General features: G+C 70.7%; 23 protein-coding genes and 1 tRNA gene. 17 read left to right on the forward strand and 7 right to left on the reverse strand.

What is annotated here, in order from left to right; translation table 11 throughout:
- Positions 1 to 10: 10 nt before the first annotated feature.
- Both IFR11_RS00975 and IFR11_RS00980 read left to right on the forward strand, forming a co-directional pair.
- The gene (locus tag IFR11_RS00975; protein WP_191914934.1) at positions 11 to 2,080 is read left to right on the forward strand and encodes a PTS fructose transporter subunit IIABC; all 2,070 of its coding nucleotides are present in this window, start codon (positions 11 to 13) and stop codon (positions 2,078 to 2,080) included.
- A 28-nt stretch (positions 2,081 to 2,108) separates the two neighbouring features.
- Positions 2,109 to 2,378 (forward strand): HPr family phosphocarrier protein, encoded by a 270-nt coding sequence (locus IFR11_RS00980; RefSeq protein ID WP_055836516.1) that lies wholly within the window; start codon positions 2,109 to 2,111, stop codon positions 2,376 to 2,378.
- Between the two features lie 169 nt (positions 2,379 to 2,547).
- Here IFR11_RS00980 and IFR11_RS00985 read toward each other — a convergent pair whose 3' ends face one another.
- A complete protein-coding gene (locus tag IFR11_RS00985; protein WP_191914935.1) occupies positions 2,548 to 3,186 on the reverse strand; it encodes an MBL fold metallo-hydrolase in 639 nt (212 codons plus the stop codon).
- A gap of 186 nt (positions 3,187 to 3,372) precedes the next feature.
- Between IFR11_RS00985 and IFR11_RS00990 the strand changes: the two genes are divergently transcribed.
- A tRNA-Glu gene (locus IFR11_RS00990) sits at positions 3,373 to 3,448 on the forward strand.
- 99 nt (positions 3,449 to 3,547) lie between these two features.
- On the opposite strand, the gene IFR11_RS00995 is transcribed toward IFR11_RS00990, so the two are convergent.
- A complete protein-coding gene (locus tag IFR11_RS00995; RefSeq protein WP_191914936.1) occupies positions 3,548 to 4,630 on the reverse strand; it encodes a DUF4349 domain-containing protein in 1,083 nt (360 codons plus the stop codon).
- Positions 4,627 to 5,181 carry an RNA polymerase sigma factor gene (locus IFR11_RS01000; protein WP_191914937.1) on the reverse strand — a complete coding sequence of 185 codons (555 nt, stop codon included), beginning with the start codon at positions 5,179 to 5,181 and terminating at the stop codon, positions 4,627 to 4,629. Before IFR11_RS01000 ends, IFR11_RS00995 begins: the two co-directional genes overlap by 4 nt.
- Positions 5,182 to 5,336: 155 nt before the next feature.
- On the opposite strand from IFR11_RS01000, the gene IFR11_RS01005 reads away from it, so the two are divergent.
- Complete coding sequence (locus tag IFR11_RS01005; protein ID WP_191914938.1) at positions 5,337 to 6,401, forward strand: TerC family protein; 1,065 nt, start codon at positions 5,337 to 5,339, stop codon at positions 6,399 to 6,401.
- A 204-nt stretch (positions 6,402 to 6,605) separates the two neighbouring features.
- On the opposite strand, the gene IFR11_RS01010 is transcribed toward IFR11_RS01005, so the two are convergent.
- Both IFR11_RS01010 and IFR11_RS01015 read right to left on the reverse strand, forming a co-directional pair.
- The gene (locus IFR11_RS01010; protein ID WP_191914939.1) at positions 6,606 to 7,919 is read right to left on the reverse strand and encodes an LLM class flavin-dependent oxidoreductase; all 1,314 of its coding nucleotides are present in this window, start codon (positions 7,917 to 7,919) and stop codon (positions 6,606 to 6,608) included.
- Entirely contained in the window at positions 7,916 to 9,238 is a 1,323-nt protein-coding gene (locus IFR11_RS01015; protein WP_191914940.1) for an O-acetylhomoserine aminocarboxypropyltransferase/cysteine synthase family protein, read from the reverse strand. Before IFR11_RS01015 ends, IFR11_RS01010 begins: the two co-directional genes overlap by 4 nt.
- Before the next feature lie 293 nt (positions 9,239 to 9,531).
- Here IFR11_RS01015 and leuC point away from each other — a divergent pair, with 293 nt between their 5' ends.
- The 6 genes from leuC to IFR11_RS01045 all read left to right on the forward strand — a co-directional run bounded on the left by leuC (position 9,532) and on the right by IFR11_RS01045 (position 15,950).
- The gene (gene leuC, locus IFR11_RS01020; protein ID WP_244630509.1) at positions 9,532 to 11,052 is read left to right on the forward strand and encodes a 3-isopropylmalate dehydratase large subunit; all 1,521 of its coding nucleotides are present in this window, start codon (positions 9,532 to 9,534) and stop codon (positions 11,050 to 11,052) included.
- 1 nt (position 11,053) lies between these two features.
- A complete protein-coding gene (leuD, locus tag IFR11_RS01025; RefSeq protein ID WP_055939793.1) occupies positions 11,054 to 11,650 on the forward strand; it encodes a 3-isopropylmalate dehydratase small subunit in 597 nt (198 codons plus the stop codon).
- A gap of 63 nt (positions 11,651 to 11,713) precedes the next feature.
- Positions 11,714 to 13,087, forward strand: a complete 1,374-nt coding sequence (murA, locus tag IFR11_RS01030; protein WP_055836587.1) for a UDP-N-acetylglucosamine 1-carboxyvinyltransferase — start codon at positions 11,714 to 11,716, stop codon at positions 13,085 to 13,087.
- A gap of 5 nt (positions 13,088 to 13,092) precedes the next feature.
- Positions 13,093 to 13,833: a lysophospholipid acyltransferase family protein gene (locus IFR11_RS01035; RefSeq protein ID WP_082509674.1), complete on the forward strand. Its 741-nt coding sequence runs from the start codon at positions 13,093 to 13,095 to the stop codon at positions 13,831 to 13,833.
- Positions 13,823 to 14,965: an NAD(P)H-dependent glycerol-3-phosphate dehydrogenase gene (locus IFR11_RS01040; protein WP_055836593.1), complete on the forward strand. Its 1,143-nt coding sequence runs from the start codon at positions 13,823 to 13,825 to the stop codon at positions 14,963 to 14,965. Before IFR11_RS01035 ends, IFR11_RS01040 begins: the two co-directional genes overlap by 11 nt.
- Positions 14,865 to 15,950, forward strand: a complete 1,086-nt coding sequence (locus tag IFR11_RS01045) for a D-alanine--D-alanine ligase family protein (protein WP_055836596.1) — start codon at positions 14,865 to 14,867, stop codon at positions 15,948 to 15,950. The genes IFR11_RS01040 and IFR11_RS01045 overlap by 101 nt, the downstream gene beginning before the upstream one ends.
- 69 nt (positions 15,951 to 16,019) lie before the next feature.
- Here IFR11_RS01045 and IFR11_RS01050 read toward each other — a convergent pair whose 3' ends face one another.
- Positions 16,020 to 16,523: a DUF3515 family protein gene (locus tag IFR11_RS01050; RefSeq protein WP_055836600.1), complete on the reverse strand. Its 504-nt coding sequence runs from the start codon at positions 16,521 to 16,523 to the stop codon at positions 16,020 to 16,022.
- 25 nt (positions 16,524 to 16,548) lie between these two features.
- Here IFR11_RS01050 and thiL point away from each other — a divergent pair, with 25 nt between their 5' ends.
- Positions 16,549 to 17,553: a thiamine-phosphate kinase gene (thiL, locus tag IFR11_RS01055; protein WP_191914941.1), complete on the forward strand. Its 1,005-nt coding sequence runs from the start codon at positions 16,549 to 16,551 to the stop codon at positions 17,551 to 17,553.
- 84 nt (positions 17,554 to 17,637) lie between these two features.
- On the opposite strand, the gene IFR11_RS01060 is transcribed toward thiL, so the two are convergent.
- Positions 17,638 to 18,201, reverse strand: a complete 564-nt coding sequence (locus IFR11_RS01060) for an RsmD family RNA methyltransferase (RefSeq protein WP_191914942.1) — start codon at positions 18,199 to 18,201, stop codon at positions 17,638 to 17,640.
- Positions 18,202 to 18,299: 98 nt separating this feature from the next.
- On the opposite strand from IFR11_RS01060, the gene IFR11_RS01065 reads away from it, so the two are divergent.
- The 6 genes from IFR11_RS01065 to mutM all read left to right on the forward strand — a co-directional run bounded on the left by IFR11_RS01065 (position 18,300) and on the right by mutM (position 23,502).
- A complete protein-coding gene (locus tag IFR11_RS01065; RefSeq protein ID WP_191914943.1) occupies positions 18,300 to 20,480 on the forward strand; it encodes an ATP-dependent DNA helicase RecG in 2,181 nt (726 codons plus the stop codon).
- 42 nt (positions 20,481 to 20,522) lie between these two features.
- On the forward strand, positions 20,523 to 21,020 hold the full coding sequence (gene coaD, locus IFR11_RS01070; RefSeq protein ID WP_191914944.1) for a pantetheine-phosphate adenylyltransferase: 498 nt from the start codon (positions 20,523 to 20,525) through the stop codon (positions 21,018 to 21,020).
- Between the two features lie 147 nt (positions 21,021 to 21,167).
- Positions 21,168 to 21,662, forward strand: a complete 495-nt coding sequence (locus IFR11_RS01075; RefSeq protein ID WP_055836614.1) for a YceD family protein — start codon at positions 21,168 to 21,170, stop codon at positions 21,660 to 21,662.
- Positions 21,663 to 21,664: 2 nt separating this feature from the next.
- On the forward strand, positions 21,665 to 21,874 hold the full coding sequence (gene rpmF, locus IFR11_RS01080) for a 50S ribosomal protein L32 (RefSeq protein WP_055836618.1): 210 nt from the start codon (positions 21,665 to 21,667) through the stop codon (positions 21,872 to 21,874).
- A 52-nt stretch (positions 21,875 to 21,926) separates the two neighbouring features.
- On the forward strand, positions 21,927 to 22,619 hold the full coding sequence (rnc, locus tag IFR11_RS01085) for a ribonuclease III (protein ID WP_191914945.1): 693 nt from the start codon (positions 21,927 to 21,929) through the stop codon (positions 22,617 to 22,619).
- A complete protein-coding gene (gene mutM / locus IFR11_RS01090) occupies positions 22,612 to 23,502 on the forward strand; it encodes a bifunctional DNA-formamidopyrimidine glycosylase/DNA-(apurinic or apyrimidinic site) lyase (protein WP_191914946.1) in 891 nt (296 codons plus the stop codon). Before rnc ends, mutM begins: the two co-directional genes overlap by 8 nt.
- Positions 23,503 to 23,540 lie beyond the last annotated feature (38 nt).

Raw genomic sequence — 23,540 nt, forward strand, 5'->3', positions numbered from 1 at the left:
TCACCAGACAATGTCCGACATCATCACCGCGGAGCTCGTCACCCTCGACGCGCCCCTGGGCACCGACAAGCAGTCGGTGATCCGTGCCCTGGCCGAGCGCGTCGTCGCGCAGGGTCGCGCGACCAGCGCCCAGGAACTCTTCGACGACGCCTGGGCCCGTGAGCAGAAGGACGAGACCGGCCTGCCCGGCGGCATCGGAATTCCGCACGCCCGCAGCGCCTCGGTCACCGAGCCGACCCTCGCGTTCGCGCGTCTGACGCCCGGGGTCGACTTCGGCGCCCCCGACGGCCCCGCCGACATCGTGTTCCTCATCGCCGCGCCCGCCGGTGCCGACGAGGCGCACCTGGCGGTGCTGTCGCAGCTCGCGCGGAGCCTCATGAACAACGACTTCATGTCGGGTCTGCGCGCCGCGCAGACGCCCGCCGACGCCGTGCGCATCATCACGGATGCCGTGACCCCGGCCCCCGCCGCTTCGGCCCCCGCCGCAGCACCTGCCGCCGCGGCAGCCCCCACCGCCACGCGCGCCGAGACCCGTGCCGCGGGCCGCACGAAGAAGATCGTGGCGGTCACCGCGTGCGCCACCGGCATCGCCCACACCTTCATGGCCGCCGACGCGCTCACCGCCGCCGGCGCCGAGACCGAGGGCGTCGAGCTGATCGTGGAGCCGCAGGGCTCGAGCGGCTACAAGGCCCTGCCGCAGAGCGTCATCGACGACGCCGACGCCGTGATCTTCGCGGTCGACGTCGACGTGCGCGAACCCCAGCGCTTCGCGGGCAAGCCCGTCGTGCGCGCCGGCGTCAAGCGCGGTATCGAGCAGCCGAAGCAGCTCATCGCCGAGGCCCTCGCCGCCAGCGACAACCCGAACGCCGCGCGCGTGCAGGGCGGTGCCGCCGGTGCGGGTGCCGCCGAGGCCCCCATCGCCCAGCAGTCGGTCGGCCGCCGCATCCAGCGGTGGCTGCTGACCGGTGTCAGCTACATGATCCCGTTCGTCGCCGGTGGCGGTCTGCTGATCGCCCTCGGGTTCCTTCTCGGCGGGTACCAGGTCACGCAGAACGCGGCCAACGTCATCATCCAGAACTCGCTGTGGGATCTGCCGACCGAAGGCATCACGTCGTCGTTCGGCCCGCTGGGCCAGTACCTCGGCTCGGTCGCGTTCATGATCGGGTCGACCTCGATGGGCTTCATCGTGGCCGTGCTCGCGGGCTTCATCGCCTACGCGATCGCCGATCGCCCCGGCATCGCCCCGGGCTTCGTCGCCGGTGCCGTCGCCGTGCTCATGAACGCCGGCTTCATCGGCGGCATCATCGGTGGTCTGCTCGCCGGTTTCATCGCCTGGTGGCTCGGTCGCTTCGACGCCCCGCGGTGGCTGCGCGGCCTCATGCCGGTGGTAATCGTGCCCTTCCTCGGCTCGATCTTCGCCTCGGGGCTGATGATCCTCTTCCTCGGACGCCCGATCGCCTCGCTCATGGCCGCCCTCACCGAGGGCCTCACCGGCCTCGCGGGCAGCGGTGCCGGCGCGATCGTGCTGGGCGTGATCCTCGGCCTCATGATGTGCTTCGACCTCGGTGGCCCGGTCAACAAGGTCGCCTACGTCTTCGCCACCACGGGCCTCGCCGCCGCCACCCAGTCCAACACCACGCCGTACCTGATCATGGCCGCGGTCATGGCCGCGGGCATGGTGCCGCCGCTCGCGATGGCGCTGGCCTCGACCGTGCTCGCCCGCGGCCGGTTCACGCCGGTCGAGCGTGAGAACGGCGCCGCAGCCTGGCTGCTGGGTGCTTCGTTCATCTCCGAGGGCGCGATTCCGTTCGCCGCCGCCGACCCGCTGCGCGTCATCCCCGCCTCGATGGTGGGCGGTGCGATCACCGGTGGACTCAGCATGATCATCGGCGTGCAGTCGTTCGCCCCGCACGGCGGCGTGTTCGTGTTCTTCGCGATCAACCCCTTCTGGGGTTTCGCGCTCGCAATCGCGTTGGGTACGGTCGTGACGGCGCTGATCGTCGTCGCGCTCAAGCGCATCGGCGCTCAGAAGGACCCGTCCGTGGCCGAGACCGCTCCCGCGGCCACGGTCGCCGCGTAATACCCCCGTCGAATCGAGAGGATTCACCATGGCAGAACGTCAGGCCACCATCGCCAGCGCCTCGGGCCTCCACGCCCGTCCCGCGAAGCTCTTCGTGCAGGCCGTGCAGGAGAAGAAGATCCCCGTCACGATCGCAGCCGAGGGCGGTGCCGACCTCAACGCCGGCAGCATCCTCTCGCTCATGGGCCTGGGTGCCGGTCACGGCACCGTCGTGACCCTGAAGGCCGAGGGCGACGGCGCCGAGCAGGCGCTCGACGAGCTCGTCGCTCTTCTCGAGACCGACCTCGACGCGCAGTAAGCACCGCGCTTCACAACACCGGATGCCACGGGCCCCAGGGCTCGTGGCATCCGGTGTTTCGCGTACGGGTGGCGGGCCGAACTCCTGAGTTTCGCCGGTCGCTGCGGGCTGTCGGACGCCGAAGGGCCCGGGCGCGCGGATTGTTCAGGAGTGTGGCCCGGTCCGAACCTCAGACGTCGAGAGTACCGCCCGGCTGCAGATCGACGAACGATCCGCCGTTCTGCTCCGCGGCCCAGGTGAGGCGCGCGGCGCCCATCTGCTTGCCCGCCGTCGACAGGGTCATGTCGTGGGTGGCGAAGACCCGGTCGGGCTTGACGTCGAGGACGAAGTCGATGGCGTCGCCGATCTTCAGCCACGGGGCACCGACGGGCGCGGCCAGCAGCTGCACCTTCGAGCGCTTCGGGACGGCGTACGAATCGCCGGGGTAGTACAGCGCGTCGTTGACGAGTACGCCGACGTTGTCGACGTTCGGGATCGACTCGTGGATGACCGCGTGCGTCCCGCCGAAGAACTCGAGGTGGAAGGGGCCCACGTCGAGGCGATCGCCGGGGGAGACCGCGATGACGTCGAAGCCGGCGGCCGCGTGCACCACGCCCTCGGGACCGTAGATCGGAACGCCGGGGTGGGCCTTCTGCAGGCGCGTGAGGTGATCGGCCGTCCAATGGTCGGCGTGTTCGTGGGTGATGACGACGCCGACGAGACCGACGAGGTCTTCGAGCGGCGAGGTGAAGCTCCCGGGGTCGACGACGAGGGTGTGTCCCGACTCGACGAGGACCAGGGCGGCGTGTTCGTGCTTCGTGAGGCGCATGCTCCCAGTGAACTCCGCGACCGCGCGGGCGGCAACCGCTGGCGGGGGAGGCGAAGTCGGGCTATCGGCTCTTCCGCCCGCCGCGTTCTCGCGGTACCGTGGCCGGACACGCCCGGGAATTTGGTGGTTCCGGCCCCGATTTTGCGTGCGCGCAATTCGTGGTGCATACTTGAACGGTTGCGAAGCGGCCCCATCGTATAGCGGCCTAGTACGCTGCCCTCTCACGGCGGTAACGCGGGTTCGAATCCCGCTGGGGTCACCACAGAGAAAAAGGCTCCGACCATGTGGTCGGGGCCTTTTTCGTGTCTCGGTTTCTTGCGCCTCGGTGGCGCGCCCGCGCGGCTCCGGGCCTGAACCCGTCTCAATCCTCGCTCGCGGCGCGGCGCCGACGCACCAGGCGACGCGTCCCCCAGACCACGGCGAAGACGACTCCCGCGACGGCGATCCACGGCAGCAGGAACCCCAGGCCGATGACGACGCCGTTCAGCGTCGCGACGAGGCCGTTCCAGCCGGCGATGAGCCCGTCGCCGAAGCCGGCGGGGTCGGCGGTGACGGATGCCGCGGGCTCGGTCAGTTGCACGCTCAGCGTCGACATCGCCACCTGCGACTCGACCGACTGCAGCACCTGCCGGTCGCTGTCGAGTTGCGCCTGACGCTCCGCGAGTGCGGACTCCGCGGTGATGAGGTCGGACACCGATGCCGCTTGGGCGAGGAGTTCGGTGAGGCGCGCCACCGAGGTCTCTCCGGCCGACACCCGGGCACGCAGGTCGACGGCTTGCTCGGTCACGTCGGAGCGGGTGACGCTCGTCGCCGTGACCTCGCCGACCTCGCGAAGGCCGTCCATCACCGAGGTGAGGGTGTCGGCGGGTACGCGCACGGTGATCCAGCCCGACGACGTCGGTGACATGGCGGCGGAGCCGTCGATCGGCAGGCCCATCGCCCCACCGCCCAGCTGGGACGACTCGACGTATCCGCCGACGCTCGTCGCCGTGGCCGAGATCGTGTCGATCGCCGCGGTGAGATCGTCGACCTCCACGGTGCTCGACCCGGTGGCGACGATGTCCCGGGTGCCGGCGTCTCGAGTGCCCGCGTCGAGTGCGACCGAGGAGTCTCCCGCTGCGCCCGACCCCGCGGCCGCCTCCTGGCCCGGGGCTGCGGGCGCACTGTCGACACTTCCGGCGTCGAACCGTTCGCCGGCCCACGGGACGCCCTCTGCCGCGCCGGAGCCGGCCGCCGCCGACCCGCCGGAGCTCTGGGAGGTGGTCAGGGTGGGGCCGACCACGGCCGCGATCACCACGACGGCGGCGGCTGCTCCGACCCCCGTCCAGATACCGCGACGGCGTCGACGCACGCGGTCGCGCTCGTGGCCGATGCGTGCGAAGACGGCGTTCTCGATGGCATCCACGCGATCCGCGGGAAGCGAGGGCAGGGTGGGGCTGGTCATGGGGTCTCGGTCTCCATCGCGGTGGCGCGTACCCGGGAGCGGATACGGGAGAGGCGGTTGCGCACGGTGCCGTGGGATACGCCGAGCTCCGCGGCGGCGGCCTCGTAGCCGTACCCCTCCGCGGCGCACAGTCGGAAGATCTCGCGGTCCAGCTCGCTCAGGCGGTCGACGGCCGCGAGGATGGCCGCCACCGTCTGGGCCTGCACGACCTGCGCCTCGACGTCGATGACCGCGGGGATCTCGTCGTCCAGCGCCGCGTGCGATCCGTGGCGCCGACGCGCCCGCAGGCGGTTCTGCGCCTGCAGCCGGCACACCGTCGCGAGCCAGGGGAGGAGCGACGCCCCCTCCAGTCGCAACGACGGGATCTTCCGCCACGCGACCACGAACGTCTCTTGCACGACGTCTTCCGCGTCGCTCGCATCGCCCACCAGGCCGAAGGCGATCCAGTACACCGGACGCGCGTACGCGCGGTACAGCTCGCGGTACGCGACCTCCGACCCGCCGGCGGCGCGCGCCACGAGGGCCCTGTCGTCGATGACGTCGTGGGTCATGGCATCCGTCCCGCTCCCGGTCGATTCCCGTGAGCACTCTCTCACTGAGAGGTGTCCGCCCGCGCGTGATCGTCTCGCATCCGGTGGGGACGAGGGGCGGGGCCGGAGCCGGGCACCCGATAGAATCGAGCGTTTCCCCGACGAAAGGCCCCGCCATGGAGCTGCAGCTCGACCCCGTCTTCCAGACGGTCACTCTGGTGGTCCTGGTGCTGATCCTGGTCGCCGACCTGCTCATCATCCTCAAGCGCCCGCACATCCCCGCGGCGAAGGAATCGACGCTGTGGGTCGTGTTCTACGTCACGCTCGCCCTGATCTTCGCGGGTGTGCTGTGGATCGTCGCCGGGGGAGAGGTCGCCGGGCAGTTCGTCGCCGGGTGGTTGACCGAGTACAGCCTGTCGATCGACAACCTCTTCGTGTTCGTGCTGATCATGGGGCAGTTCGCCGTGCCCCGGCGCTATCAGCAGGAGGTGCTGATGGTGGGCATCATCATCGCGCTGATCCTGCGCGGGGCGTTCATCCTCGTGGGCGCCACCATCATCGAGAACTTCAGCCCGATCTTCTACCTCTTCGGCGCCTTCCTGGTCTACACCGCGATCCGCCAGGCGTTCCCCGGCTCCGAACACGACGGCGACTCGCAGAAAGAGAACCTCATCGTGCGGACGCTGCGCCGCGCCCTGCCGATGAGCGACGCGTACGACGGCAAGAAGATCGTCACGCGCGTCGACGGCAAGAAGCTGTTCACCCCGATGATCATCGTCTTCGTCGCGATCGGCGTCACCGATCTGCTGTTCGCGATCGACTCGATCCCGGCGATCTTCGGCATCACGCAGAGCCCGTTCATCGTCTTCACCGCGAACCTCTTCGCGCTGATGGGGCTGCGCCAGCTCTACTTCCTGCTCGGCGACCTGCTCGATCGCCTCAAGTACCTGCACTACGGGATCGCGTTCATCCTGGCGTTCATCGGCGTGAAGCTCGTCTTCCACGCGATGCACGTCAACGAGCTGCCCTTCCTCAACAACGGCGAACCGATCGAATGGGCGCCGGAGATCTCGACGTGGGTGTCGCTCGCCGTGATCATCGTGTCGATGGCGGTCGCCACCGTCGCCAGCCTGATCGCCGCCCGTCGCGAGCCCGCCGCCGTCGGCGCACAGGATGCCGCGGCCGACGTCGCCGACGAGAAGGGCACCCCGACGACGGTGGAGCACCCCGAGCGCGACTGACGTTTCGCCTCGCACGCCCTCCTGGGCACACGCGTCAGCCCCGAGGCGGGCGTGTCCCACTTCGTGCAGGTGAACGCCGGTCTTTCTGCACCAAGTGGGACATCACGCGCGAGGCTGGGGCGGCGCTCTGTGGCGTGTCCCACTTTGTGCGGGTGGATGACTGATTTCCTGCACGAAGTGGGACACGGTGTCGCGCCGGGGCGCTCAGAACGCGCGGAGGTTCGCGTGCAGGCCGCCGTCGACGTACTCCTCGCGCAGAATGCCGCGCCGACGCAGGATCGGGACCAGGTCGTCGAGCACGCGGTGCACGGTGACCGGGTGCAGGTCGCCCCACAGCAGCACGCCGTCGTTGCCCCAGGTGCCGAGCTCTTCGATGCGGTCGGCGAACTCGTCGGCCGTCCCCACGAAGCCGCTGCCGTCGTTCAGTCGTCCGAGGCGTGCGTGGGCGCCCAGCAGTGTGCGCAGCGGCGCGTCGTCGTCGTGCTTCCCGACGAGTCGCCGGATGCTGCCCTCCGACACGTGCTCGCCGAAGATCGACCGGTCCAGTGGGCGGTCCAGATCGAGGGCCGTCAGATCGGTCTCGAGGTCGCTCGACTGCTTGCGGGCGATCGCGATCAGCGCCTCGTCGTCGGGGTGGGCGGATGCCGCGACCAGGCGGTCGGCTTCCTCCGGCGACGACACGAGCACGGGTTGGATGGCGAACAGGATCTTGATGTCGTCGGCCGAGCGCCCCGCGGCTTCCGCCGCAGCGTGGACGCGTCCGCGGTAGGCGCGGATGCTCGCCTCGTCGAGGGGGGCGAGCGCCAGTTGCACATCGGAGTTGTGCCCGGCGAACGACAGGCCCCGCCCGGATCCGCCGGGTGACACGATCGCCGGCTCGCCGTCGGTGAAGGGAACGGCGTTCAGCGGACCGTCGAAGCCGAAGTGCTCGCCGCGGTGACGCGTGGCGTGCAGTTTCGTCCCGTCGGCGTAGACGCCGCTGCGCTCGTCCTCCACAAGCGCGCCCTCACCCCAGCTGCGCCAGAGGTCCCGGATGCCGCTGAGCCACTCCTCGGCGCGGTCGTAGGCCGCGTCGTGTCCGAGCTGCGGGGCGGGGGAGAAGTGCCGGGCGCTGCCGGTGTCGGTCACCACGTTCAGCCCGAGGCGGTGCCCGCTCAGGTGCTGAAGGGTCGCGAACTGCCGGGCGGCCGTGTACGGCAGGTACGCCGCCGGGTTGACCGTGGGCACGACGCCGAGGTGCCGCGTGGCGGCGAAGAGGTAGGGGGCGAGCAGCAGCGGATCGTGCTTGGGGCCGCCGAACGCGTGGCGCACGCGGAGGTCGATGGTCTCGGCACTGCCCAGCGAGGGGGCGTCTTCGATGATCAGCAGATCGAAGCCCGCCTGCTCCAGGGTGCGGGCGGAGTCCTGGTAGAGCCCGGGCTCCGTCCACCGGTGGTTCCACCGCAGGTAGGGGTGGCCCCACCCGTGGGGGCCGAAGCCGCGGGCGAGGAACCAGCCGAAGTGCTGCAGACGGCTCACAGCACGACCACCTCTCGCTCGACGTCCGACGAGAGCCCGGCGAGACCGTCGAGCGCCTGAGCGAGGTCGGCGAGCAGGTCGTCGATGTCTTCGATCCCGATCGAGAAGCGCAGCGTGCCCGGGAAGACCCCCGCGCGCTCGCGCTCGGCGACCGTGCGCGCGGCGTGCGAGGTGCTCTGCGGGTGCAGCACGAGCGAGCGCACATCGCCCAGGTGGGTCATGTGCGTGATCACCTCGACCGATTGCACGACGTGGCGGACCGCTTCGAGACCGCCGCGGAGGGTCACGGTGAACACCGAGCCGCTGCCGCGGCGCAGGTAGCGCGCACCGAGCTCGTGGTGCGGGTGCGATGCCAGGCCCACGTGGTCGACGCGCTCGACCTCGGGGCGCTCCTCCAGCCACCGCGCCACGGCGAGGGCGTTCTGCGACTGCCGCTCGACGCGCAGGCTGAGGGTCTCGATGCCCTGGCCGATCAGGAAGGCGTTGAGCGGCGACGGCGAGGGACCGAACCGCGGGGCGACGCTCTCGCGGATGTAGGCCCCGCGCGCGCGTCCGCCGTGCTTCTCGGCGTAGCTCGCCCCGCCCAGGCGGTCGGTCTGCACGAGGTGGGGGAACCGGTGTCCCGAGGCCGCCGCGTCGAAGCGTCCGTCGTCGACGATGACGCCACCGAGCACGGCCCCCTGACCGGCGAGGAACTTGCTCGCCGAGTGCACGACCACGGCCGCGCCGTGCTCGAGGGGCCGCAGGAGGTACGGGGTGGTGAACGTGCTGTCCACGACGAGGGGGATGCCGTGCTGCCGCCCGATCGTCGAGACCGCGGCGATGTCGAGCACGTCGTTACGGGCGTTGGAGAGCGTCTCGGCGAAGAAGGCGCGCGTGCGCGGGGTGATGGCATCCCGCCACGCGTCGAGGTCGGAGGCGTCGACGAAGGTCGTCTCGATCCCCAGGCGGGCGAGGTTGTCGAGCAGGAGTCCGCGGCTGCCCTCGTAGATGTGCTCCGACACGACGACGTGATCGCCGGCGCCCGCGAGCGCGAGCAGGGCGACGGTGACGGCGGCCTGTCCGCTCGAGACGAGCACGGCCTGGTCGCCGCCCTCGAGAGAGGCGAGACGCTCCTCGACCGCCTGGACGGTGGGGTTGCCCGTGCGGGTGTAGCCGAAGCCGGCGCCCGTGCCGAAGTGCTCGGCGGACTCGTCGAGATCGGTGAACGTGAAGCCGGCCGTCAGGTAGATCGGGAGCGCGCGCGGCGATGCGGACACGGTCGAGGCGCCCACGTGCACCTGTCGGGTCGAGAATCCCGGTTCTGCGTTCGCGGCCATGCGGCACGCTCCTTCCTGCGGCGTGTCGACAGGCTTTCACGCGGGGCCGGGGAGCGCCCAAACGTGCGGCGCCGTGTTACGTCGTCGACGCCGCGCGCTCTCCCTCCCGCGCCGCCGACGGCCTCGCGATCGACGCCGGCGGCGAAGGCTGTGCCGGTGTCGCCGGTGGTATCGTGGCGAGGTGCGGATCGCCGGCCTCCTCCTTAGCGGCCGCGACGAGACCTTGTTCTAGGCCTTTCTCGTCGCGGAGTTCGTCGCGGGCCTCACACCCCTCCCGAGGAGAAACGCAAACCATGAGCAGCGCATCGATCGACGGCATCCGGATTCCGGATCGTCCTCGCACCCTGGCCGAGAAGGTCTGGGACGACCACCTCGTCGTCAAGGGCGAGAACGGCCAGCCCGACCTCATCTACATCGACCTGCACCTCGTGCACGAGGTCACCAGCCCCCAGGCCTTCGACGGCCTGCGCGCCGAGGGCCGGCCGGTGCGCCGGCTGGACCTGACGATCGCGACCGAGGACCACAACACCCCCACCCTCGACATCGACAAGCCGATCGCCGACCTCACCAGCCGCACGCAGATCGAGACGCTGCGTCGCAACGCGGCCGAGTTCGGCGTGCGCCTGCACTCCCTGGGCGACAAGGAGCAGGGCATCGTGCACGTCGTGGGCCCGCAGCTCGGCCTCACCATGCCCGGCGTCACCGTCGTCTGCGGTGACTCCCACACCTCCACCCACGGGGCGTTCGGGGCGATGGCGTTCGGCATCGGCACCAGCGAGGTCGAGCACGTGCTCGCCACGCAGACGCTTCCGCTCAAGCCCTTCAAGACGATGGGCATCACCGTCGAGGGCGACCTGCGCCCGGGCGTCACGGCGAAAGACATCATCCTCGCGATCATCGCCAAGATCGGCGCCAACGGCGGCCAGGGCTACGTGCTCGAGTTCCGCGGCAGCGCGATCCGGTCCCTCTCGATGGAGGGGCGCATGACGATGTGCAACATGTCGATCGAGGCCGGCGCCCGCGCCGGCATGATCGCGCCCGACGAGACGACCTTCGCCTACGTCAAGGACAAGCCGCACGCGCCGCAGGGCGCGGACTGGGACGAGGCTGTCGCGTACTGGCGCACGCTCCCGAGCGACGAGGGTGCGGTGTACGACGCCGAGGTCTTCCTCGACGCCGCCGACCTCGAGCCCTTCGTCACCTGGGGCACGAACCCCGGTCAGGGCGTGTCGCTGTCGGACGTCGTGCCGACCCCCTCCGACATCACCGACCCGAACGAGCGCGCGGCCGCCGAACGGGCGCTGGAGTACATGGATCTGGCGGCGGGCACCCCCATGAAGGACATCCCCGTGGATGCCGTGTTCATGGGCTCGTGCACCAACAGCCGCATCGAAGACCTGCGCGCCTTCGCCTCGGTGATCCAGGGCCGCACCAAGGCCGAGAACGTGCGCGTGATGGTCGTGCCGGGCTCCGCGCGCGTGCGCCTCGAGGCCGAGGCCGAGGGCCTCGACAAGGTCTTCATCGACTTCGGCGCCGAGTGGCGCTTCGCCGGGTGCTCGATGTGCCTCGGCATGAACCCCGACCAGCTGGCGCCGGGCGAGCGCTGCGCCTCGACCTCGAACCGCAACTTCGAGGGACGCCAGGGCAAGGGCGGCCGCACGCACCTGGTGTCGCCGCTCGTCGCCGCGGCCACCGCCGTGCGTGGCACGCTCTCGAGCCCCGCCGACCTCGACGCGATCGCGAGCGACGGCACCCTGATCACCGGCGGTGCCGCCCGCACCGATGAGATCGTTTCGACCGGGGCGGAGGCCTGACATGGACAAGTTCACCACGCACACCGGTATCGCTGCGCCCCTGAAGCGCTCGGCCGTCGACACCGACCAGATCATCCCGGCGGTCTACCTCAAGCGCGTCACCAAGACGGGCTTCGAAGACGCCCTGTTCGCCAACTGGCGCCAGGATCCCGAGTTCCTCCTCAACCAGGACGCCTACCGTTCGGCATCCGTACTCGTCGCCGGTCCCGACTTCGGCACCGGCTCGAGCCGCGAACACGCCGTGTGGGCGCTGCGCGACTACGGGTTCAAGGTGGTGCTGAGCCCCAAGTTCGCCGACATCTTCCGCGGCAACTCGGGCAAGCAGGGCCTGGTCACGGGCGTGATCACCGAGAACGAGGTCGAGCGCATCTGGGCCGCCATCGAGGCGCAGCCCGGTATCGAGATGACCGTCGATCTGCAGGCCAAGACCGCCACGGTCGGCGACCTCCAGGTCTCGTTCGAGATCGACGATTACACTAGGTGGCGGCTTCTCGAAGGGCTCGACGACATCGGGCTCACGCTGCGTGACGAAGACAAGATCACGCAGTTCGAGGCGCGCCGCGAGGCATGGCGGCCACGGACCCTCCCGGTCCGCTGAATCCGATCGACCCGATCGGTTCGATTCGCCGCCCCTCGTCCACGAAGTGAGGTCCACCCCCCTATGAGCACACTCGTCACCGATTCCGCAGATCAGAACCCCGGACAGCCCGACTGGGAAGCGGCCGAGACCCTCACGATCCGCGGCGGTCGCCCGCTGCGCGGCACCGTCGAGGTCAAGGGGGCCAAGAACCTCGTCACCAAGGCGATGGTCGCAGCCCTTCTCGGCGGCACCACCAGCACGCTGCGCGACGTGCCCATGATCAGCGACGTGAAGGTCGTGCGTTCGCTCCTCGAGGTGCACGGCGTGACCGTGACCGAGGGCGACGAAGAGGGCACGCTGCACCTCGATCCCTCGGGCGCGGTCGCCGCGCACTTCGAAGAGATCGACGCGCACGCGGGCGCCTCGCGCATCCCGATCCTGTTCTGCGGACCGCTGCTGCACCTTCTCGGCGAGGCGCTCATTCCCGACCTCGGTGGATGCCGCATCGGCGACCGTCCGATCAACTTCCACATGGACGCGCTCCGCGCCTTCGGTGCGGTCGTCGACAAGAGCTACGAGGGCATCCGCATCACGGCCCCGAACGGCCTGCACGGAGCGAACATCACGCTGCCGTACCCGAGCGTCGGGGCGACCGAGCAGGTGCTGCTCACCGCGGTCCGCGCCAAGGGCGTGACGGAGCTGCGCAACGCCGCCATCGAGCCCGAGATCATGGATCTCATCGCGGTGCTGCAGAAGATGGGCGCGATCATCTCGTACGAGCCCAACCGCGTCATCTTCATCGAGGGCGTCGACAAGCTCGACGGCTACGACCACCGCGCGATCTTCGACCGCAACGAAGCCGCGTCCTGGGCGTGTGCGGCGCTGGCGACCGACGGCGAGATCTTCGCCAAGGGCGCCCGCCAGCAGGACATGCTGACCTTCCTCAACGTCTTCCGCAAGGCCGGCGGATGGTTCGACGTCCGCGAGGACGGCATCCTGTTCCGTCGTGGCGAGTCGCTCAAGCCCGTCATGGTCGAGACCGACGTGCACCCGGGCTTCATGACCGACTGGCAGCAGCCGCTCATCGTGGCGCTCACCCAGGCGTCGGGAACCTCCACCGTGCACGAGACCGTCTACGAGAACCGACTCGGTTTCACCGAGGCCCTCAACAAGATGGGCGCCGACATCGTCGTGCACCCCAAGGGGCTCTCGAGCGCCGACCGGCGCGTCCCGCGTCGCGATCTCGAGCAGGCGGCCGTCATCAACGGCCCGACGCCCCTGCACGGGGCCGACGTCGAGGTTCCCGACCTGCGCGGCGGCTACAGCTACGTCATCGCCGCGCTGGCGGCCGAGGGCGAGTCGACGGTGCGCAACATCGGCATCATCCGCCGCGGCTACGAGAAGTTCCTCGAGAAGCTCACCGCTCTCGACGCCGACTTCCGCGTCGTGGGGTGACGGGCGTGGCCGCTTCCTCCGAGAAGAGCCGCCCGAGCGCCTTCTGGCCGCTCGCGGCGATCATCGTCCCGATCACGGGTCTGTTCGCGCGGATCGAGATCCGCGGGGCCGAGAACCTCCCTCGTGAGGGTGCGTACGTGATCGCTCCCAACCACAACTCCGAGTTCGATCCCGTGATCGTTGCGGTCGCCGTCTGGCGGCTGGGTCGGGCTCCCCGGTTCCTGGCCAAAGAGAGCCTCTTCAAGGTGCCCGTGCTGGGTGCCGCGCTGAAGGCCACGGGCATGGTGCCCGTGCCCCGCGCGTCGACCAGCGCGAACCAGTCGATGAAGGCCGCCGAACAGATCGCGCGCGACGGCCGCGGCGTCATCGTGTACGCCGAGGGCACGCTCACGCGCGACCCCGACCTGTGGCCGATGCGGGGCAAGACCGGCGCGGTGCGCCTGGCCCTCGCCGCCGACCTGCCGCTCATCCCGATGGCGCAGTGGGGCGTGCAGCAGATCCTGCCCCGCTACGGCAAGCTGCGCTTCCCCCGGCGTTCGCACGTCATCGTGGAGTTCGGTCCGGCCATGGACATGAGCGAGTACCGGGCGACCCCGACGCACCCGGCGACGCTCACCCGCGCGACCGACGCGATGATGAATCGGATCACGGCCCTGCTCTCCGGCATCCGGGGTCTTCCCGCCCCCGCCGAGCGGTGGAACCCGTCGCAGCACGGGCAGAACGAGACGGGGCGCCTTGAGCCGTAGGAATGCGCCACCCCTCGCCGGCCCCAAGGTCGCCGTCGTCGGCGCCGGGAGCTGGGGGACCACCTTCGGCAAGATCCTGGCCGACGGGGGCGCCTCGGTGGTCATGTGGGCCCGACGCGCCGAGCTCGCGGCCGAGATCACCGAATCGAAGCGCAACAGCCGCTATCTCGCCGGGATCAACCTGCCGCGCACCATGACGGCGACCACCGACCTCGCCGAGGCGCTCACCGGCGCCGAGCAGATCTACCTCTCGGTTCCCAGCCAATCGCTGCGCGAGAACCTCGCCGCCATCAAACCGCTCGTGCAGCACACCGACGTGCCCATCGTCTCTCTCATGAAGGGCGTCGAGAAGACGACCGGGCTGCGCATGAGCCAGGTCATCGCACAGGTGCTCGAGTGCGACCCGGCGCGGATCGCGGTGGCATCCGGCCCGAACCTCGCCCTCGAGATCGCACGCGAGCAACCGACCGCGGCGGTCATCAGCTCGCTCAGCCCCGAGACCGCCGAAGCGGTGGCCCGTCGTGCGCGCAACCGGTACTTCCGCTCCTTCGTCAACACCGACGTCATCGGCACCGAGTTCGGCGGAGTGCTGAAGAACCTCATCGCCGTCGCCATCGGCATCGTCGACGGCGTCGGCTACGGAGAGAACACGAAGGCGTCGATCATCACGCGCGGCCTCGTCGAGATGACCGACTTCGCGGTCGCCCAGGGCGCGCAACCCGAGACGCTCCAGGGGCTCGCGGGGCTCGGCGATCTGATCGCGACGTGCCAGTCGCCGCTCAGCCGGAACAACACCGCGGGGCGCCTGCTCGGTCAGGGATACGGCTACAAAGAGGTGGTCGCGCAGATGCAGCAGACCGCCGAGGGGCTGGCCTCCGTCGCCCCGGTGCTGCAGCTGGCGAAGCAGGTCGGTGTCGACATGCCCATCGTGCAGCAGGTGAAGATGGTGCTCGACGGCACCATGGACCCGCGCGACATCGCGCCGCACCTCACGACAGACGACGATCAGCCGCAGGGCGAGAGGACGCAGAATGACCAAACCGGTGGTGGTGGTGCTCTTCGGCGGGCGCTCCAGCGAGCATTCGATCAGTTCCGCCACGGCGGGCGGGGTTCTGCGGTCGATCGACCGTGAGCGTTTCGAGGTGATCCCGGTCGGGATCACCCGCGACGGCGCCTTCGTGCTCGAAGACGACGATCCCGACAAGTTCGCCCTGCGCCCCGAGGCCCTGCCCCAGGTGGTCGACAACGGCACCCGCGTGCGGATGCCCGACTCGACGCTCTCGCGGGAGTGGACGGTGACGGATGCCGATGGCATCCGGTCCCTCGGCGAGGTCGACGTGGTGATGCCCATCCTCCACGGCCGCTTCGGCGAAGACGGAACGGTGCAGGGCCTTCTCGAGCTGCTCGGCATCCCCTACGCCGGCGCCGGGGTGCTCATGTCGGCGATCGGGATGAACAAGAACGTCACCAAGCGCGTGCTGCGCTCGGCGAACGTCCCGGTCGTGCCGTGGGTCGCGGTCACGCGCGCCGACCTCGCCCGCGACCGGGCGCTGTGGGAGCGCCGCATGCGCGCCCTCGACCTTCCGGTGTTCGTGAAGCCGAACCAGGCTGGCTCGAGCGTCGGCGTCACGAAGGTGTCGCGCTGGGAAGACCTCGATGCGGCGCTCGAGACCGCCTTCGCCGAAGACGTCCTCGCGCTCGTCGAGCAGACCATCGTCGGGCGCGAGCTCGAGTGCGGCGTGCTGCCCGGGCGAGACGGGGGAGCGGTGCGCGTGAGCGTCGCCGGAGAGATCGTGGTCACGGGGCGCGAGTTCTACGACTTCGAGGCCAAGTACCTCGATGCCCCCGGCGTCGATCTCGTGTGTCCCGCGGAGCTCGGCGACGGTGAGCTCGCCGAGATGCAGCGCATCGCCGCCCAGGCCTTCGAGGCGATCGGCGGGCAGGGCCTCGCGCGCGTCGACTTCTTCTACACGGGCACCGAGTTCTACGTGAACGAGGTGAACACGATGCCGGGCTTCACCCCGATCTCGATGTTCCCCACCTGTTGGATCGCCTCGGGTCTCACGTATCCCGACCTCATCAGCGACCTTCTCGACGCGGCGCTCGAGCGGGTCTGACGCACGTCGACGGGCACCGGCCGGAGCGTCGCCGACGGGGGCGCCGCGCGCGGCGTGCGGTCGCGCCGGTCAGGGCGTCGGGGTCGGCGCGGGTGTCGCGTCCGAGACCGAGGTGCACACCGAACCGGTGGCGGGCAGGTACTGGCGGATGAGCGGGCCCAGCGCCTGGGCGACGTCGCCACTGCTCGCGATGTCGTAGTCGAGGAAGACCTGGACGGCGGGCTGACGCCCGAACGTCGTCAGGGTGTACCGGTTCTGGTCGGCCTGCGACTCGTCGACGATCCAGTCCACGCCGTCGAACGAGCGGCACGGCAGCGTCGAGGGGCCGGGGGCTTCGAGGCCGCAGGTCATGAGGATCGCGGCCGGGTCGCCCCAGGCGCCGGTCGCCTGCGCATCGGTCCAGCGGCGGTCCTGCCCCGAGATCGAGGCCGGCAGACGCGAGACGACCTCGGCGCACGCGGCGTCGTTGGCGAGCTTCGCGGGCTGCATCGGCACGGTCGTGCTGCACGCCGCGAGCCCCGGGATCAGGGCGACGGCGGCGAGGAGCGCGAGGGTCCGAGTTGAGCGGGGCACCCCTCCAGGCTAATAGCGTGGAGGGGTGACCGACGCCGAGACCACCCGTGAGACCACCGTGGGAGAGCTGTCCGAGGGGCAGATCCTGCGGGGCATCCTCGACCGCCTTCCGCCCTCGACGGCGCCGGTGGGTCCGGGCGACGACGCGGCCGTGCTCGTGGTGCCCGATGGGCGCGTGGTCGCGACGACCGACACCCTGGTGCACGGCCCCGACTTCCGGCTGGCGTGGTCGTCGCCCTTCGACCTGGGCTTCAAGTCGGCGGCCGTGAACCTCGCCGACGTGGCCGCGATGGGGGCGCGACCGATCGCGCTGCTCGTCGCCCTGGCGATGCCCGAGTCGACACCGGTCTCGTTCGTGCGCGGATTCGCCGACGGACTCGCGGCCGCGTGCGCGGAACTCGCCCCCGGCTGCGCGGTCGAGGGCGGCGACCTCACGGTCTCGGACACGCTGACCATCGCGGTGACCGCGCTCGGCAGCCTCGACGGTCGGGAGCCGGTGCGCCGATCGGGCGCACGGGCGGGCGACGGTGTCTACGTCATCGGCGAGCTCGGGCTCGCGGCGCGCGGCCTCGAGGTGCTCTTCGGGCGGTTCACCGACGCCCAGGGCGCGCCGCTGCCCGTCACCGACGACACGCGCGCGGCGCTCAGCGCCGTCGACGCCCTGGCCCTGTCGCGACAGCTCGCTCCGCGCCCGCCGCTCGCCGAGGCTCTGCGCGCGGCCGACGCGGGGGCGACGGCGATGATGGACGTGTCGGACGGCCTCGCTCTCGACGCCACCCGCCTGGCCGACGCCTCCGGCGTGACGGTGGCCTTCGACTCCGCCACCCTGGGCGAGAACCCGGCCCTCGCGCTCGCGGGCGGGGAGGACCACGGCTTCCTCGTCACCTTCGCCCCGGATGCCGAGCCGCTCGGTCATCGCGTGGGAACCGTCGTGCCGCGCGGCGCCGACGCCGTCACGGTGGACGGCCGCGCGTGGACGGGGCGCGCCGGCTGGGATCCCTACCGCGATTGGGACGCGGGTCGCGGCTGATCACCGACGCCGTCCGGGGCCAGTGGGCCGTGTCGTCGTCGGCGCGGGCCGGCGACGCCCCGCACCAGCCCGGGAGCGCCGGCGTCAGAGCGTCGGTCGGCCCCACCACATGGTCGTGTCGCCGTAGGCGCGGTCGCGCTCGGCCTCGAGGCCGGCGGCCGCCCAGTCGGGCGCGGGCGAGCGCGTGGCCCGCTCGACGATGACCGTGGCATCCGCGCTCAGACGGGGCGCCAAAGCGACCAGTGCCCGGGTCAGCTCGTCGTCGCCGAGGTCGTAGGGCGGGTCGAGGAAGACGAGGTCCCACTCGGCGGTGGATGCCGACAGGAACGTCGTCACGTTCGCGCGGTGCACCCGCGCGGGGGCGGTCACCCCGGCCGAGCGCAGGCGGTCCGCGTTCGTGCGGATCAACGCGGCCGCGGGGGCCGACAGCTCCACGAGATCCGCGGAGGCGGCTCCGCGGCTGAGGCTCTCGAGCCCGAGGGCCCCGGAGCCGGCGTACAGGTCGGCGACGCGGGCGTCGTCGAGCAGCCCCGCCGACTCCAGCGCGCCGAACAGCGACTCGCGAACGCGGTCGCTGGTGGGACGGGTGCCCTTCGGGGGGACGTCGAGGACGGTGCCGCCGGCGCGGCCGGAGATGATGCGCGTCACGGTCTCAGCCTAGGCTCGGTGCGGCCGATCACCGCGCCCGTATGCACAGCCCCGTGGGGTCGGCCGGCGGTGTCGGCGGCTCTCCCTAGACTCGGAGCATGCCCGCTCTCACGCTCGCCTCCCGTCTCGACGGTGTCATCGGCGGCAAGACGGCGGCCGCGTTCGATCGCGCGTTCGGCATGAAGACCGTGGGCGAACTCCTCGAGCACTACCCGCGTCGCTACGCCCGACGTGGCGAGCTCACGCCGATCGCGACCCTGCCGCTCGGTGAGCCCGTGACCATCGTGGCCGAGGTCGTGAGCGCGAGCGAGCGGCGCATGCAGAACCGCCGCGGGTCGCTGCTCGAGGTCGTGATCAGCGACGGCGACGGGCGTATGTCGCTGACGTTCTTCAATCAGCCGTGGCGCCTGAAAGAGCTCACCCCGGGTCGCCGGGGCATCTTCTCGGGCAAGGTCGGCGAGTACCGGCGGCAGACGCAGCTCACCAACCCCGACTACGAGCTGTTCGACGACATCGCCGAGGCCCGGGCCGAGGCCGAGGTCACCGCCAAGCGCCCCATCCCGATCTACCCGGCCACCAGCTCGGTCCCCAGCCCCCTCGTGCAGAAGACCATCTCGCTCGTGCTCGACGCCGTGGGCGACATCGACGATCCGCTGCCCGACGACCTGCGGGCACGCCGGGGACTCGTCGACGCCCGCACGGCGCTCGAGCACATCCACCGGCCCGAAGACGACGACGACATCGCTCCGGCCGTGGCGACGCTGCGCATGCACGAGGCCTTCGTGCTGCAGACCGCCTTGCTGCAGCAGCGGCAGTTCGTGCGGGCCCTGTCGGCCACGAAGCGTCCCGCCGCCGCGGGCGGGCTGCTCGAGCGATTCGACGCGATCCTGCCGTTCGAGCTCACCCCCGACCAGCGAAGCGTGGGTGCCCGGATCGCCGCCGACATGATCGGCGACTGGCCCATGAACCGGCTCGTGCAGGGCGAGGTGGGGTCGGGCAAGACGCTCGTCGCCCTGCGCGCGATGCTGCAGGTCGCCGAGTCGGGCGGGCAGTCAGCGCTCATCGCCCCCACCGAAGTGCTCGCCGCTCAGCACCTGCGCTCCATCGCCCGCATGCTGGGCCCCGAGCTCGCGCCCGAGCTCATGCCGACCCTGCTCACCGGCCAGCTGCCCGCCGCCGAGCGCCGCAAGGCCGCCCTCCGGGTGGCCTCGGGGCAGGCCCGCATCGTCGTGGGCACCCACGCGTTGCTCAGCGCCCGCACGACCTTCGCCGAGCTGGGCTTCGTCGTCGTCGACGAACAGCATCGCTTCGGTGTCGAGCAGCGCGAGGCACTGCGCTCCAAGGGCGAATCGCCGCACACGCTCGTGCTCACGGCGACGCCGATCCCGCGCACCGTCGCCATGACGGTGTTCGGCGATCTCGATGTCTCGACCATCCGCACCATGCCGGCCGGGCGTGCCGGCATCCAATCGTTCGTGGCTCCGCTGGCCGAGAAGCCCGGGTGGTTCGCGCGGGTGTGGGACCGGGTGGCCGAAGAGGTGCGTCTCGGACGCCAGGCGTTCGTCGTGTGCGCGGCCATCGATGCCGAACAGCTCGCCGCCGACGAGAAGACCGACGAACCCGCCGACGCCCCGGCCGCGGCGGCCGCCGCCGAGAGCGGCCGCACGCGGTGGGGCGTCGTGCAGGTCGAAGAGATGCTGTCGCGTATGCCGTCGTTCGCGGACATCCGCGTGCAGATCCTGCACGGCAAGCTGCCGGCCGACGAGAAGGACGCGGTCATGCAGGCCTTCGCGCGCGGCGACATCGACGTCCTCGTGGCCACGACCGTGATCGAGGTGGGCGTCGACGTGCCGAACGCCTCGACCATGGTGATCCTCGAGGCCGATCGCTTCGGGGTGTCGCAACTCCACCAGCTCCGCGGACGCGTGGGACGCGGCGGGGTGCCGGGCCTGTGTCTGCTGGTTACCGAGGCGTCTCCAGGTTCGTCGTCGCGGTCTCGCGTCGAGGCCGTGGCGAGCACGCTCGACGGCTTCGCGCTGGCCGAGGTCGATCTCGAGCTGCGGGGCGAGGGCGATGTGCTCGGCGGGGCGCAGTCGGGCGTGCGCTCGTCGCTGCGACTGCTGCGCGTGGTGACCGATGCCGATCTCATCACCGAAGCCCGCGCCGAGGGGGAGCGGCTGCTGGCCGACGATCCGACGCTGGAGCGGCATCCCGGTTTGGCGGCCGCGCTCGAGCGCCGCGTCGGCGTGGAGGAGCGGGCGGCGCTCGCGAAGTCGTGACGGCGCGGGCCGGGTGCGGGGCGTCGTCGGTAGGCTGACGGCATGAACCCCCGGATCGCCGTCGTCCCCGGCTCGTTCGACCCGCCGACCCTCGGTCACCTCGATGTGATCCGCCGCGCGGCGGGGCTGTTCGATCAGCTCCACGTGCTGGTCGTGCACAATCCGGGCAAAGAGGCGATGCTGCCCCTCGCGCAGCGGCAGTCGCTGGTGGAGCAGTCGATCTCGGAGGCCGGGATCGAGGGCGACGTCATCGTGGCGGCCTGGAGCATGGGGCTCCTGGTCGACTACGCCACCGAGGTCGGCGCCCGAGTTCTCGTGAAGGGCATCCGTTCGCAGGTGGACGTGGCCTACGAGACCCCGATGGCGATCGTCAACCGCGACCTCGCCCACGTCGAGACGGTGTTCCTGCTGCCCGATCCCTCGCACGCGCTCGTGTCGAGCTCGCTCGTGCGACAGGTCGCGGGGCTCGGCGGCGACGTGTCGCCGTACGTCCCCCCGGCCGTCGCCCGTTTCCTCGACACCGGGGCACGCGGGCTCTGACCGCGGGTCCCACCGGTCCGCGGCGGGTCGCGACGCGGCATCCGGCCCGTGTTCAGGGGCGCGCGGGTAGCATGGACGACCGTGAGAACCCGCCGACCCGGTCCCTTCCAACTCCCCGTACGTGACATCGAGCACCACGCGGGAGAGATGCGCGAGCACAGCCTCGACATCCCCGCGCCCGAGAAGTGGGGTGAAGGACTCGTCTCGATCCCCGAGGCCGAGCCCCTCGAGATCGAGGTGCGTCTGGAGTCGGTGCACGAGGGCATCCTCGTGTCCGGCACCGTCGACACCACCGCCACCGGCGTGTGCGGCCGATGCCTCATCGACATCGAGGAGCCTGTCGAAGTCGAGTTCCAGGAACTTTTCACGTATCCTGGAAACGAAGCGAGTGACTTCGACGTTCAAGACGACCACGTGGATCTTGAAAATCTGGTCCGGGACACGATTGTCCTGTCGCTTCCGTTCCAGCCGGTGTGTCAGCCGGACTGCCCCGGGCTCGACCCGAATACGGGCGAGAGGCTGACGGAAAGCACCGGCGACACGGAGCAGACGTCCGTTGATCCTCGATGGGCTGCGCTCCAGCAGTACACCCCAGACGACGGCGATGCGCTCCGCGCCGCCCCCAAGACAGAGAAGAGCTAGCCATGGCAGGTAACCCCCCGAAGCGGAAAGTCTCCCGCTCGAACACCCGCTCGCGCCGCGCGCAGTGGAAGGCCGAACCCACTCCGCTGGTGAAGACCATCGAGAACGGCAAGGTCGTCTACAGCCGCCCCCACCAGGCCAAGGTCGTCACCGACTCGCAGGGCACCGAACTCTTCATGGAGTACAAGGGCCGCAAGGTCGCCGACGTCTGATCGTCGCCCGCGACGAGACACTGCGACGCGGAACACTGTGACGCGAAACACCGTGACGCGAAACACCGTCGGGCGCTCAGCGCTCACCGAGAAGCTCGGGGTCGACATCGACCCCGAGCTTCTCTCGCTTGCCCTGACCCACCGCTCGTTCGCTTACGAGAACGGCGCCATCCCGCACAACGAACGTCTCGAGTTCCTCGGCGACTCGGTGCTGGGCCAAGCCGTGACCGTGCGGCTGTTCTCCCGGCATCCGGATCTCGACGAGGGAAGCCTCGCCAAGCGACGCGCGAGCGTCGTGTCGACCGTGGCCCTCGCCGAGGTGGCGCGCACCATCGGCCTCGGCGATCACGTGCGGCTCGGCCGGGGCGAGATCCTGACCGGCGGTCGTGACAAGGATTCGATCCTCGCCGACACCATGGAAGCCGTGATCGGGGCGACGTTCCTCTCGGCGGGACCGGATGCCGCCACCGACATGGTGCTGCGCCTGGTCGAACCGCTCTTCGCCGACCCTGAGCGGTACGGCGCGGCGATGGACCCGAAGACCAGCCTGCAAGAGATCGCCGCGCGACTGGGGCTTCCGGCGCCCGTCTACGGCGTCGAGGCGACCGGGCCCGACCACGACCGTCGCTTCACGGCCACCGTGACCGTCGGCGAGGTCGTGACCACGGGTGCGGGGTCGAGCAAGAAGCAGGCGGAGATGGCCGCCGCCCTCACCGCCTGGCGCGAACTCGACGCGCGTGCCTGAACTCCCCGAGGTCGAGGTCGTCCGCGCGGGACTCGAACCCGCGGTCACCGGCGCCGTCATCGCGTCGGTCGACGTGCGCGACGAGCGCGCCCTCACCCGGCACACCGGGGGAGCCGCGCACTTCGAAGCCCAGCTCGCAGGTCGCCGCATCTCGTCGGCGGTGCGCCGGGGCAAATTCCTGTGGATGCCGGTCTCCGACACCGAGGCCATCGTCACCCACCTGGGCATGAGCGGTCAGATGCTGCTTCGTGTTCCCGGGGCGCCCGAGGAGCGTCACGAGCGCATCCGCATCGAGCTCGAGCATCCCGTGCACGGGCCACTGTCGGTGGTCTTCGCCGACCAGCGCACGTTCGGCTCGCTCGCGGTCGACACCCTCGTGGACACCGCCGACGGCGCTGCGGCGGGGCGTGGATCCGACCTCGCCCGGGTGCCGACGCAGGTGGCCCACATCGCTCGCGATCCCCTCGACCCCGCCTTCCGCGCCGACCGCTTCCGCGCGCGTCTGGCGCGCACCGCGTCGGGCATCAAGCGCGTGCTGCTGGATCAGACCGTGGCCAGCGGCATCGGCAACATCTACGCCGACGAGTCGCTGTGGGCCGCGCGCATCCACCCCGAGACCGCGGCGTCGGCTCTGTCGACCCGTGCCGTGAACCGTCTGCTGGCCGAGGTGCAGGCCGTGCTCGAGAAGGCCCTCGCCGAGGGCGGGACGAGCTTCGACGCGCAGTACGTCAACGTGAACGGGCAGGCCGGGTACTTCGCGCACTCGCTCAACGCCTACGGCCGCACCGGGCAACCGTGCCCGCGATGCGGGCGCCCGATCGTGCGCGTGTCGTTCATGAACCGCTCGAGCCACTTCTGTCCGCACTGCCAGCGCGTGCGGTGAGCGACCCGCCGGCGCCCGGTTCCCGCGCGCCGCGGTTC

The sequence above is a fragment of the Microbacterium sp. CFBP 8801 genome (assembly GCF_014839455.1).
Lineage (GTDB): Bacteria > Actinomycetota > Actinomycetes > Actinomycetales > Microbacteriaceae > Microbacterium.